Origin of the sequence: Bacteroides sp. ET489 (genome assembly GCF_030518095.1) — a bacterium.
Taxonomy (GTDB): Bacteria; Bacteroidota; Bacteroidia; order Bacteroidales; family Bacteroidaceae; genus Bacteroides; species Bacteroides ndongoniae.
Genome location: NZ_JAULLJ010000056.1, coordinates 1 through 13973, shown reverse-complemented (window position 1 = coordinate 13973; position 13973 = coordinate 1). Strand labels below are relative to the sequence as shown.

Here is a 13973-nt window from a genome sequence, read left to right as displayed (position 1 = left end):
ATTAAAAATAGGCGCACCGATACAAATCACTCCCGACAATTCTTCCTCATTATCCATCGCATATCCTTTTTGCAGTACCTCTTCTAATTCTTTCAGATAATCTTCACGGGAGGTTATTGTCCGTTCATTATACTGCTTAAAATCCATATAGGACAGATAACGGTCTCTGACATTGTTAGGCAGATAAGCCATAATTGCCTTACCCGGTGCCGAACAATGCAACTCAAAAGGTTTTCCTGGAGAAAGTGTAAAACTAAAGGCGTGAAGTCCTTGCGCCTGATCTATAAATATTCCTTTTTCTTCTCCCATCACTCCAAAGCACACCGTTTCTTTCACACAATCACGCAGATTGCGCAAATGAGGATAAACGGTCTCAAGCAGCTGATGTTCGTTCAAAGCACGGAAACCCAGTGTCAACAATTTGCGCGAAAGTTTATAACGACGGGAATCCTCATCGTATATCAGATACTCCAAACGTACCATTGTATTCAATATACGATAAGTTGTAGTTTGGGAAATTTCAAGATCTTCCTTTACCTCCTGCAGCGTTTTTCCTTTAAAGCTGTATGAGAGATATTCCAATACCGCCAAACCTTTTTCAAGGTTAGGTACTTTGTAGTTAGAGTCCTGATTTTCCATATTTGGACACATGTTTTCCGTATTTGAAATAATGTTTCACTTCGGAAATAAATATAAATATCTCATCGAAATAAAACAAAATTTTAGCCAGTTTTTTAGTCGCGTTTTTTATTTCGTTTTGATCTGTATGTTTTTTCCTCAAACTGTTACAATCAACTGCGCGGATAAAACATCTGCACCTCAAAACTATCAGCAACGATTCTTCGCAATTCATCCATGCCGGACAATTCACCTTTTGCCATTGCCTGCGTAAGAATATTGCCTATAGCTGTTGCCTCTACGGGACCAGTCTGAACAGGAATACCCAGTGCATCGGCGGTTAACTGATTGAGCAAGCGGTTTTGCGATCCACCGCCAATGATGTTCAGTCGAGAAATCGGTACAGACAAGAAACCATTCAGACGATCTACCGCCTGCCGGTACTTGGCAGCCAGCGACTGCAACACACACTTCACCAGTTCTGCTTTACTCTGCGGTAACCGGAAATTCTGCTGACGGCAGTAATCCAAAATGGCGGCTTCCATACTGGCAGGATTCATAAAACGATCATCATCTACCGGTATGAACGCATCGGTAACAGCTTTTTCAGCTTGCGGAATAAGCTCATCATAAGTTTGCTCTTCTCCCCGCAATTTCCATTCTGACATCAGGCGTTGCAAAATCCATAAACCCGTAATGTTTTGAAGGAAGCAAATGCGATTTCCTACACCTCCTTCGTTCGTAAACTGCGCCATTCGGGCTCCTTCCGTCAGAACTGGTCTATCCAGTTCTACTCCCAGCAATGACCAGGTACCCGAACTGAGATATGCCACTGTTTCGTTTGTCACCAGTGCCGCAGCTACAGCACTAGCAGTGTCGTGCGAACCTACTGCAATCACGTCAACAGCTCCCAAGCCTGTTTCGCGGGCTACTTCTTCCGTCAAACGACCACGCACATGCCCCGGAAAAACAATCTCTCCGAACAGATGTTCCGGAAGCCCCACCGCACGAATGGTATCCGACGACCAGCAGCGGCAACGCGCATCCAACAACTCGGAAGTAGAAGCAATGGTATATTCCGTATTAGCCGTACCAGTCAGGAAATAGCTGAACAAGTCTGGCATAAATAGCAGTTTATCGGCTACATCCAGTTGCGGGTCACTAGCTTCCTTCATACTGTACAATTGGAAAAGAGTATTAATCGGCATTACCTGTGTACCGGTTACTCGATAATGTTCACCTGGTTCCAACAGACGGAAAACTTTCTCTGGCATCCCTTGTGTACGCTCGTCACGATAGCAGACCGGATTTCCCAACAGATTTCCGTTTTTATCGATCAGACCAAAATCAACTCCCCAGGTATCTATACCGATTCCACTAACCGAGTAGCCCCGTCGGGCAGCTTCTTTCAGCCCGTTCTTCATCTCTTCGAAAAGAGCCGGAAAATCCCAATACACATGCTTCCCCATACGTACCTGACGGTTAGGAAAACGGTATATTTCCTCCATCTTCAGTTTTCCGTGAACGAGGAAGCCGGCAATGACTCGCCCGCTTCCTCCTCCAAAATCAACTGCCAGATAAGTATTCTTAACTACAGTTTCTTTCATAATGTCATACTATTTGGTTTTCTTGCCCAGCACGTACGTTTCCAGATCGTCTATTTCGGTAGGAGTAAGTACATCGTACGCCCCACCCGACTGTACCATAATGCGGCACGCCATCTCAAAGAACATGGCACGTTCGAAAGCCTCATCAAAGTCTTTGCCACATACCACCTGACCATGTTTGGCCAACAATACTGAATTATGGTTGCGCATCGCCTCTACCACTCCGGCAGCAAGTTCTTTCGAACCCGGACGATAATAAGGCACAACAGGAATTTCCGTTCCTACATGGCAGGGAATTTCTGCCGTTACATTGAAGTTTGTCGGTCGGTTCTTCATACAGGCTATCACCGTAGCATACTCTGACTGGAAATGCAAAACCACATTCACATCCGGACGCTCGCGAAGGATACCCAAATGAAAACCGCTCTCCATCGATGGTTTCACTCCGTTCAGCGACTGACCGTCGGCAATATTGCAAATAGCCACATTCTCTCTGCGAAGAGAAGGAACCCACGAGCCGGTTCCTGAAATCAATGCCTGTTCGCCAATGCGCCACGACAAGTTACCACTACTACATATAGTCAACCGGGCATCACCACAACGGTGAGCCTGCGAAATAAATTCCTGAATATGTTCTTCTGTTATCATCATAATGAATATTCTTTTTTCAAATTCTGCTATCTGAGTTTATTTATAAATAGGTCCATAAGTAGCACAAGCCCGATAGTCGGCACCTTCCTTATCCATGCCGAAAGCATTCCATGCGGCAGGACGGAAAATCTGGTCATCTTCCACATTATGCATGCAAACCGGTATACGCAACATCGAAGCCAGCGTAATAAGATCCTGACCGATATGGCCATAACTGATGGCACCATGATTAGCTCCCCAATTGTTCATTACCGAATATACGTCTTTGAAAGCCGGTTTATCGCACAAACGCGGCACAAACCAAGTAGTAGGCCATGTCGGGTCGGTACGCATGTTCAGCTTCTCATGGATTTCAGGATCAATGGTCACCGTCCATCCTTCGGCTATCTGCAGCACAGGACCAAGACCTTTTATCAGATTCAGACGCATCATCGTAACAGGCATTCCTCCCTTAGACAAGAAGTTCGAAGAGAAACCTCCGCCACAGAAGTAATCACGGTCTGCCGGATACCAGGTTGTTGCTTTCAGACAGTTGTCTACATCAGCTTCTGTAATATTCCACGGTTCTTTCATCACCGGATTGCCATTTTCGTCAACCGACTGTCCTGAGCCGTCCAGTGTAGTTGCTCCAGAGTTAATCAGATGGATGATACCGTTAGCAGCCAGACCTGTCAGATCCTTACCTGTTACACGTTTTACAGCTTCGGGGCTCCAATAGGTACGTACGTCCGAGAATATCTGAGCACGATTGGTCAGCAAGTGTCCGAACAGCATAGCTACACCGTTGCAGGCATCATTTTCAGTAGCTACGACAAAAGCTTCGCGAATGCCGTTCCAGTCGAAAGATGTGTTGAGCAATGCTTCGGGATAGTCACCATTGGGATAAAAATCTGTCCACTGACGCTGTCCCTGGAAACCGGCTGCTATGGCGTTGTGGCCCAATGCCTCTTCCTTGAATCCCAGTTCTTTCAGACGAGGATTACCTGTCATCAGGTCGCGCATGATAATCATCATTTTCACCACAAACTCCCAGTCGGCATCTTTCTGCTCGCGAGTCTTGCGCTTCTCGGGACGGTTTTTGAAGTCTTCTCCTTCGTTTACCTTACAGTATTTCTCGGTCCAGGCCATTGCCTTGGCATACTCTTCAGGATCGTAAATACCTTCTGTCATGCGGCGGATGATTTCAGTCAAGTCCACTGATTCGTTGCGCATGCCCAAATACTCCTGGAAGAAATCCGGATTGACAATCGAACCTGCGATTCCCATAGATACACTACCCATAGACAGGTAAGACTTGCCACGCATCGTGGCCACAGCCTGTGCCGCACGGGCAAAACGAAGAATCTTTTCGGCTACATCGGCCGGTATGCTGTTATCGTCCAGATCCTGTACATCGTGTCCGTATATGCCAAAAGCCGGTAAACCTTTCTGAGCATGTCCGGCCAGTACGGCTGCCAGATAAACTGCTCCGGGACGTTCGGTACCGTTAAATCCCCATACAGCTTTCGGATAATAAGGATTCATGTCCATTGTTTCAGCGCCATAACACCAGCACGAAGTGACAGTGATGGTAGAACCTACTCCTTCACGCTCGAACTTTTCGGCACAAGCCGCGCTTTCGGCTACCCGACCAATGGTTCCGTCGGCAATCACACACTCTACCGGACTACCATCTCCGTTTTTCAAGTTGCTGCTGATAAGCTGGGCTACAGCTTTAGCCAGATTCATAGTCTTTTCTTCCAGACTCTCACGAACTCCGCCCTGACGACCGTCAATGGTGGGACGAATACCGATTTTAGGATACTTTTTCATAATTCTGATTATAATGAGTAGAATAAATTAATATGTATTTTATTAAAGATTATCTATACTGATCTGTGCTGATACCCGGATAAAAAAATTATAAGGAACATCGCAGCCTTACCTCCGTCGGGAGGTACTCCTGCACTGTCGTGTTATTGAGAACAAAATGTGCCACCTCATCGCCCATCTTATGCCAGTCGATGGTCAGTGCAGTAATTCCTTCGTCGATTACTTCGTACGAAGGAATATCGTTATAGGCCAGCAGTCCGAAGTCCTTTCCACACTTCAATCCCTCTAGCCTGCCCTGTTTCACTACCTTAACCACATCCTGTTGTTTGATGGCCAAATAAGCCGTTTGCGCTTCAACCTGCAGATTGTCTACATCGTCTTCGATCGTGCACTCCAGACGGTTTGCCTGACAAAAACGCACAAAGTAATCCTTGCTGCTCTGCGGATGTTTCAGCGTACGCGGAAACAAAAAGACAAATTTCCGATAACGGGTCAACCGGTCTTTCAGACTGTCCAAAGCACGATAGAACGATTCGTCAAAATCCTGGCAGACATACGAGTACTTCTCCTTATCGAACTTACCGAAATCGAGCAATAACAGCCTGGCAGGATTGATTTTATGCAATGCCTTGCTGAATTTCTCGTTGTCGAAGTTCATCACTACATACTTGTTGTACTTGCCCACAGATTCACGGACAATGGTATTGAAGAGGTGCTCGTTATACTGATGAAACAACAAATCTACTTTATAATTGAGTGGAAGATGACTCACAAAACTGTTGTACAGCGTTTCTTTAAAAGGTGTATATTGGTCGAGCAAAAGCAATACGTTTGTAACCTGACTCGTAACAAAATAACCTTTGCGGGGCGTTGAGTCAATCAGTCCCCGTTCCCTTAAATCCTGGAAAGCCTTGAATACAGTATCACGCGAAACCCCATACCGACGGCTCAGTTCGTTGATGGAAGGCAAAGAGTCTCCTTCCAAAAACTCACGCATCGAAATAGCCTGGCTGATACGGTCGGCCAGCTGCGTTACTTTACTTGACTGTTGTCCGAATGTGTTGCTTTCCACGGTGTTTTTTCTACTTAAAGCACAGGCATTACAGCTGTGCTGAACTATACTGATACAAAGGAAAGTATTTTTTGCAAAGAAAACGAGACTCAGGATGGTGTTATACAACATATTCACATAAAAAAGCCAGATTGGCGCAATGTTTTCGGCAAATGCAGTCAACGATAGCAATAGGACTTTTTTGCATAGTTAGGAAAAAATATTTTCCTAACTGGAGAATAATTTTTTCCTAACTGAGGAAAAAACAGAGCCCTTAAGTCGTTTCACCACAAGCCATACTTACACGACTCGCAAGCCATGCAAGTACGATTCATTCATCAGACAGATTACCTGATCGGTACTGATAGAAAAAGAGGGATATGTCTTCACGACATATCCCTCTCAAAACCCATACCAGTAGTGATTCTTTTATATTATTAGAGGTATAATGAAGAAGAGAGTAGACCGAATCTGGCTACTGCATGGGCAACTAAACATCTATCAAATCGCAAAAAAACATCTATCTATCAGTCAGTCGCCCCGCCTCCCAATGCATTGTACAGACTGATCATATACTGACACTGGGAAAAACTGTCCGAAACAACATTCAGACGTGCACTCAATAGCGACTGACGCGCCGTCAGCAATTCCAGATAAGTGGCATTGCCCGTCCGATACAAAGCTCCAGCAGTCTGCACGGTGCGTTCCAATTCGCGGCATTGCTTCTGATGACTCTCCAGACTGCGCTGTGCCGAACTTACAGCATACAAAGCATCGTTCACTTCCTGTCCGGCATCGAGCAATGTCTGTTTGTAATTAAGCAAAGCTATTTGTTCTTCGTCCTTGGAGACACGCAGATTGGAAATCAGCTTGCCACGGTTGAAGATGGGTTGAGCCAACGATGCCACGGCCGACAGAATCCAACCACCCGGATTGGTCACTGCCTGACCTAAAGAATTGGTCCAACCGGCACTACCCGAAAGTGTCAGATTAGGATAGAAAGCCGAACGCGACTGGTTGGTCGTGTAATACGCATTGGCCAACGTCATCTCCGCCTGCACGACATCGGGGCGTCTGGACAGCAACCGCAGAGGCACACCCGTCTGAAACGTATCGGGGAACTGCTGTTCCTTCAGCGAGCTCCGTTCGATGGTGCGCGAAGTAATACCCAGCAAAGTGCAAAGCGTATTCTCGGCTTCGCGCTGCTGACGAAGCAAATCGTTGTGGGTAGCCTCCAGCTCGTACAAGCTGGCACGTGCCTGCGTAACGGCATTCTCAGTCTCCTCACCGACTTTCAATTTGGATTCGAGCAGACGTACCTGTTCTTTCCACACTTCCAGCGTAGACGAGCTGATGGCTATCTGCTCGTCCAGCATCAGAAGCGAATAATAATCATTGGCAATGGTAGCAATCAGATCGGAGCGGACTGCTTGCTGATAGGCCTGCTGCTGAAACAAAGTGGCCTGAGTGCCTTTCCGGGCATTGCGCAGGTTGCCAAACAGGTCTACTTCCCAACTTGCCTGGACAGGCAGCTCGTACGTTTTCACCGCCTTGCCTCCATCGCTGCTAGTCAGTGTGCCTTGAGGTGACAAAGTAAGCGAAGGCAAGAACGACAGGTTGGCAGCTCTGAGTTGTGCCTTTGCCTGGTCTAAGCGCAACCATGCGGTCTGCATATCTGTATTGTTTTCCAACCCGAAACGTATCAGCTCCTGCAACAGAGGATCCTGAAAAACCTCCTGCCAAGGCAGATCACCGAAACTGACGGAATCTTCTCCGGCCGCCATATCAACATCCCTGAACAGGCTGTCTACCGGCAGGTTGTCGGGACGTTGGTAATTGCGGTAAATGTGGCAACTGCTCAGCATTGCCATACACATTATTATATAAACTATCTTTTTCATAATTTTCTGTCTTCTTTTCGTTTACCCATAACCCGTTCTTCCAAATACTGGAAAGTAATGAAAAAAGCAGGTGTTACAAACAACAGCGCTACCGTACCTATCAGCATGCCTCCTACGGCACCTACGCCCAGCGAAGTATTACCATTGGCTCCTACACCCGAAGCAAACATCAGCGGAAGCAGACCGAATATCATGGTCAGTGCCGTCATCAGGATAGGCCTCAAACGTACACCGGCAGCCGAGATGGCAGCCTGCGACAGCGACATGCCTTCCTTACGCCGCTCGGTAGCATATTCGGTCAGCAGGATAGCTGTCTTCGACAAGAGTCCGATCAGCATAATCAACCCTGTCTGCAAATAGATGTTGTTCTCAATCCCCCACAGGCGGGCGAACAGGAAACTTCCCATCAGTCCGAAAGGTACGGACAGAATAACAGCCATCGGGATAAACAGACTTTCGTACAGAGCACAAAGTATCAGATAGATGAACAGAATGCAGACACCATAGATGATGACCGTGTCGTGCGAGTTGGCCATCTGCTCTTCCTCGCGTGTCATGCCCGAAAACTCGTAACCGTAACCTGTAGGAAGCGTCTGCGCAGCCACTTCTTTCACCGCATTGATGACATCGCCCGAACTGTATCCGCTGGCAGGCATACCCTGTACATTGATAGACGAGAACATGTTGAAACGCGTCAGCGACTCGGCACCGTATGTCTTGGTCAGCGTCACAAACTGGCTGACCGGTGCCATGCCATCCGATGTCTTCACATAAATATTGTCGAGCGACTGCATCGTCTTACGGCTGTCCGACGGTGCCTGTATGATAACCCTGTACAGCTTCGTGAAACGATTGAAATTGGAAGCATAAATGCTACCGAAATAGCCAGACAGAACGGACAGGACGTGTTCTGTTGTAATACCGGCCCGCTGACATTATGCCTCATCCACGTCGACACGATATTGCGGGAAGCGTGCACTGAAAGAAGTATAAGCCATCTGGATTTCCGGACGTTTGTTCAGTTCTAGCAGGAAATTATCTGTTACCTGGCTCAAAGCATCAATACCCTTACCCGAACGGTCCTGCAAATACAGTTCGAAACTGTTACCCGTTCCGTAACCTGAAATCATTGGCGGCGAGAACACAAAGATATTCGCATTCTTTATGTGAGCCGTACGCCGATAGATTTCAGCCGAAATAGCATCTACACTGTTTTCCTTGCCCGGGCGTTCGTCCCAGTGCTTCAGCTTCACAATAAACATACCATGCGAAGCACCGCTACCCGAACCCATTCCAAAACCTGCCACCTTGTTGAAGTTCGCTATCTGCGGAATTTCCTTCAACTCTTTCTCCACCTTTTCCATAATACTTGCCGTCTCGGCCAACGTACTTCCTGCAGGAGCATCCAAGCTGACAAATATAGAGCCGGTATCCTCCGAAGGTACCAGACTGGTCTTGGTTGTTCCCATAAAATAGAACAATAACAGGACCGCAGCCGCAAACGAAGTCCATGCCAGCCATTTTCTTTTAATAAAGAATTTGGCTCCGGATTTATATTTCAACACAATGCGCTTGAAAGCCGAATCGAATGCCAGACGGAAGCGGGTCGAGAATTCCGGTTTCTTACCGTCGACCAGAATTTCGTTCGGACGAAGAATCAAAGCACAAAGGGCAGGCGAAAGCGTCAAGGCATTGATGGCCGAAATACCTACCGCCACAGCCATCGTGATACCGAACTGAGTATAGAACACTCCTGACGTACCACCCATAAACGACACCGGAACAAACACTGCCATAAACACCAGAGTCGAAGTAACAATAGCCGAAGAAATGCCACTCATGGCATCGATAGAGGCTCTGTATGGCGAACGGTAACCCTCGTCGAACCTTACCTGCACAGCTTCGACCACAATGATGGCGTCGTCGACAATCGTACCGATGGCCAACACCAATGCAAACAGCGTAAGCAGATTGATACTGAATCCTGCTATGTAAAGCACCGCAAACGTACCTATCAGCGAGACAAAGATACTGACGGTAGGGATCAGCGTAGAACGCGGATTCTGGAGGAAGACATATACAACCAACACAACCAGTATGATAGCTTCAATCAAAGTCTTGATTACTTCGTTGATAGAAGCATCAAGGAAATTCTTGGTACTCATCAGTTCCACAACTTCCACGTCTTCGGGCAACGTTTCTTTCAGTTCTTCCAGAAACTTGTCTATCTCCATGATGATCTCATTGGCATTGGTTCCGGCCGTCTGATTGATCATACACGTACTGCCCGGAGCTCCGTTTACACTACCGGTATACGAATAACTCTGTGCACCCAGTTCTACGGTAGCAATGTCTTTCAGTTTCAGTACCCGACCGTCGTCCAGTGCCTTAATGACAATCTCTTCGAATTCTTGTTCCTTCTCCAGACGTCCACGATACTTCAATGTATACTGGTAGACATTCTTGGAATCCTCGCCGATAGAACCGGTCGAAGCTTCAATGTTCTGACTGGACAAGGCAGACTCCACATCGCTTGGTTCCAACTCATACTGAGCCATCACTTCAGGTTTCAGCCAGATACGCATGGCATAGTCACCACCCATCACGTTTACTTCGCCTACACCCGAGATACGCTGCAACTGCGGTTTAACGTTTATACTCAGATAATTAGTCAGGAAAGTTTCGTCATACGTCCCGTTCGGGCTATACAAACCAAAGATTTTCAGCATACTGCTCTGACGCTTCATGGTAGTTACGCCTACTTTGGTTACTTCGGCCGGCAACAAAGAAGTGGCAGTAGAAACTTTGTTCTGCACGTTGACAGCCGCCATATCCGGATCGCTTCCCTGCTTGAAGTAGACTGTAATTTCAGCACTACCCGTATTGCTGGCTGTAGAAGTCATATAAGTCATGTTCTCAACGCCGTTGATGGCTTCTTCCAGAGGTACGATCACACTCTTCTGCACAGCTTCGGCATTGGCACCACTATATGTAGTAGATACACGGATAGTAGGTGGAGCAATATCCGGATATTGTTCAACCGACAAGGCATAGAGTCCGATAAGTCCGGCCACCAGAATTACGACCGAAATCACCATGGAGAGAATCGGCCGGTCTATAAAATGCTGTAGTTTCATTATGTCAGCCCTCCATATTTGTTTCGTTTGCCTGTGGCGTAGCCGATGCACTTACTACAGTGCCGTCCTTCAGCAAGCCGGCACCCTCGGACACAATCACATCGCCTTCGCTCAGTCCGCTTTCTACAATATATTCTTTTCCATCGTTTATCTCGAATACTTCAATCGGGGTCGAAACAGCTTTTCCGTCTACTACTTTATAGGCAAAAATCCGATCCTGTATTTCGTATGTTCCTCCCTGCGGGATAACGATGCATTGCTTCCGCTCATAAGGAATAACCACACTGGCTGATCCACCACTCATCAGACGTTTGCCTTTATTATCGAATACCGCCCTCAAACTGACTGTTCCGGTTGTTTTGTCGATAATGCCACTGATGACATCTACTTTTCCTTTCTGCTCGTACACCGAACCGTCATTCAGTTGTAGAGAAACTTCGGGAAATGAGGCCAACGTGCTGTCCAACGAACCGTATTGTGCTGTCAGACTCAAAACCTGTTTTTCACTTAGCGAGAAATAGACGTACATTTCCGAATTGTCCGATACACGAATCAAAGGGTCGCTCATGGAGGCGCTTACCAACGCACCGATACGGTAGGACGTCATACCCGCATAACCGTCAACCGGATTTTTTACTTCTGTATAAGAAAGATTGTTTTCGGCATCTGTCAACTCAGCCTGCGCCTGTTCCAGCAGTGCTTTGGCACTTTGATAATCGTTCTGTGCCGTACGAAGCTCAAAGTCTGAAATAACTTTGTCATTAAACAACAACTGTTTTCCTTCCAACGTCTGTTTAGCAGTGGCTTCACTGGCCTGTGCCGTAGCTACAGCCGCTTTTGCCTTTTGTAAAGCTGCTTTGTAAGGTACCTGATCAATAACAAACAATACTTGCCCTTTGTGTACTTGTGCTCCTTCTTTCACCAATACCTGTGTAATGGTTCCTGAAACCTGCGGGCGAATCTCTACATCCTGCTTACCTTCGATCACAGCCGAATAGCTGACAGAGAGTTCTCTGTCCTCGGGTTTCAATGTCATTAACGGATAATCTTGTTTTCCCTGTTGCTGTAAGTTCTGCCGGCATCCCGACAAAACGGTCATGCAACATACACCTAATAAAATTACTCTTTTCACCTTCATTTTTACTCAAATTTGTTATTTTTCGAGCAAAATTATAGGCAATATCAACGAGCTTTTTGGCAATTTGGAACAAAGATTTGTCCAAAACACCCCTTATTAGATTTTGTTAGGAATCCATATGTCTATTTGACGTCTAAATTTGTCGTTAACAGACATTTTTCTGTATTTTCGCAACATAACCAACGCTTTTGAAACAGACAATGACACAAAAAGAACTATCTCTGCTATTTTCGCCTGACTGCTATATCAGCGGACAGGTACTTTTAGTTTCTCCTGCCAACTTCTATAAGCTGGAGAATCGTCTCATCGAAAATAGCCGTATATTCCTATTAGTATCAAACGGCAGTGTGAACATATCTTTAGGGAACCAGTCGTGTGAAATGAAAGCACCAGCCTACCTCGACATTTTAGACACCATGACTCTGAAAATGACAAACTTCAACTCTGACCTACGTGCATGGTGCCTGTTCATTACCTTTGAATTTGCCTGCGAATCGCTAAAAAACTTACGTCCAGGTCCACTAAACCGAATGACCGAACGTCAGACCATTCCCATCCGTATCTTCTCTGCTCAGGATAATGCTCTTCTTGAGAACCAGTTATGTCTGCTGAAAGACACACTCAGCACACAGACTCATTACTATCGGCAGGAACTGGCACAACTTTACTTCAAATCCATGAAATATCCGCCAAATTTAGGCAGAAATGCGAATTTAAAATTGATAATTAGGTAGTTAGGAGAAAATCACGGAAGTTAGGAAAAGGGTTGAAAAGCGTTTCAAAGCGGATTGGAGAAAGAGAACGGTTTCCTAATCGTTACCCGTCAGAAATGCAGATTTAACAGTTACCGTTCCGTTTGCGCCGCTCTGCGTAGGTTTGCTTGTCAAGGTTTAACTCGTTGATTTATAGTTTTGCAACCAAAAAAGAACGAGTATGACAAGGAGCACATTTCGCGTGCTGTTCTATGCGAACGGCAGCAAGGAGAAGAATGGAATTGTCCCCATCATGGGACGGGTTACAATCAACGGAACGGTGGCGCAGTTCAGTTGCAAGCGGAGCATCGCAAAGGAGCTTTGGGATGCAAAGGGCAACCGTGCCAAAGGCAAGAGCGTGGAAGCAAGGGAAACGAACCTTGCGCTTGACAACATCAAGGCGCAAATCATCAAGCACTACCAGCGCATATCCGACCGTGAGGCGTTTGTGACGGCAGAAATGGTGCGCAACGCCTATCAAGGCATAGGCGGCGAGTATGAAACGCTGCTCAAAGCCTTCGACCGTGAGAACGAGGTGTTCAAGAAGCGTGTCGGCAAGGACAGGAAGCTGGCGACCTATCAGTCAAGGGTAGTGGCAAGGAACTATGTGGCGGCATTCATCAAGTCATTCTACAAGCGCAGCGATATGTCTATGCTGGAACTTACTCCCGACTTCATCAAGGAGTTTGCGGTCTATCTCGCCACGGAAGCGGGATTACGCAACGACACGATATGGGAAAAGTGCATGTGGCTGAAAGGCGTGGTGATGCGTGCGCACTTCAACGGACTGATACCGAGAAACCCGTTTGCGCAATTCCACATCAGCCCGAATGTCAAGGAGCGTGAGTTTCTGACGGAGGATGAGTTGAAGGTGGTGATGACGCACGAGTTCTCAGATCCGAAACTGGCATATATCCGTGACCTGTTCGTGTTTGCGAGCTTCACCGCCCTTTCTTTCGTGGACATCAAGGAACTGACCAACGACCGCATCGTGGAGGTGAACGGCGAGAAGTGGATTATCTCCAAGCGGCATAAGACGGGCGTACCGTTTCAAGTGAAGCTGCTGGACATACCGTTGCAGATAATTGAGCGTTACCGACCGTTCCAAGAAAACAACCTCGTGTTCCCCAACCTGAACTATTGGTCCATCTGCAAGCCGTTGAAGAAGATGATACGGGAATGCGGTGTGAATAAGGACATCAGCTTTCATTGCTCACGTCATGGATTCGCTACCCTGGCCCTCTGCAAGGGGATGCCGATAGAGAGCGTAAGCCGTGTTTTGGGTCACACTAACATCAAGACGACC

9 protein-coding genes and 1 pseudogene are annotated in these 13973 nt (G+C 46.8%); 2 read left to right on the top strand and 8 right to left on the bottom strand.

Going from position 1 to position 13973, the window contains the following annotated elements:
* The 8 genes and pseudogenes from Q3C19_RS17070 to Q3C19_RS17035 all read right to left on the bottom strand — a co-directional run.
* A partial coding sequence (locus tag Q3C19_RS17070; RefSeq protein ID WP_302730959.1) for an IclR family transcriptional regulator occupies positions 1-639 on the bottom strand: 639 nt, incomplete at its 3' end.
* Positions 640-791: 152 nt separating this feature from the next.
* Complete coding sequence (locus tag Q3C19_RS17065; protein ID WP_071149492.1) at positions 792-2225, bottom strand: rhamnulokinase family protein; 1434 nt, start codon at positions 2223-2225, stop codon at positions 792-794.
* A gap of 9 nt (positions 2226-2234) precedes the next feature.
* On the bottom strand, positions 2235-2873 hold the full coding sequence (locus Q3C19_RS17060) for a class II aldolase/adducin family protein (RefSeq protein ID WP_302730961.1): 639 nt from the start codon (positions 2871-2873) through the stop codon (positions 2235-2237).
* 39 nt (positions 2874-2912) lie between these two features.
* Entirely contained in the window at positions 2913-4688 is a 1776-nt protein-coding gene (fucI, locus tag Q3C19_RS17055; protein WP_302730957.1) for an L-fucose isomerase, read from the bottom strand.
* 88 nt (positions 4689-4776) lie between these two features.
* The gene (locus Q3C19_RS17050; RefSeq protein ID WP_277122770.1) at positions 4777-5760 is read right to left on the bottom strand and encodes a GntR family transcriptional regulator; all 984 of its coding nucleotides are present in this window, start codon (positions 5758-5760) and stop codon (positions 4777-4779) included.
* A gap of 506 nt (positions 5761-6266) precedes the next feature.
* Positions 6267-7640 (bottom strand): efflux transporter outer membrane subunit, encoded by a 1374-nt coding sequence (locus tag Q3C19_RS17045; RefSeq protein ID WP_302730954.1) that lies wholly within the window; start codon positions 7638-7640, stop codon positions 6267-6269.
* Positions 7637-10777: pseudogene (locus Q3C19_RS17040) on the bottom strand (efflux RND transporter permease subunit). Before Q3C19_RS17040 ends, Q3C19_RS17045 begins: the two are co-directional and overlap by 4 nt.
* 4 nt (positions 10778-10781) lie before the next feature.
* Positions 10782-11915: an efflux RND transporter periplasmic adaptor subunit gene (locus tag Q3C19_RS17035; protein WP_302730952.1), complete on the bottom strand. Its 1134-nt coding sequence runs from the start codon at positions 11913-11915 to the stop codon at positions 10782-10784.
* A gap of 200 nt (positions 11916-12115) precedes the next feature.
* Here Q3C19_RS17035 and Q3C19_RS17030 point away from each other — a divergent pair, with 200 nt between their 5' ends.
* Positions 12116-12649, top strand: coding sequence for a hypothetical protein (locus tag Q3C19_RS17030; RefSeq protein ID WP_277122762.1), 534 nt, complete (start codon positions 12116-12118; stop codon positions 12647-12649).
* A 199-nt stretch (positions 12650-12848) separates the two neighbouring features.
* Positions 12849-13973, top strand: a 1125-nt coding sequence (locus Q3C19_RS17025) for a site-specific integrase (RefSeq protein WP_302730949.1), incomplete at its 3' end; no start/stop codon positions are given.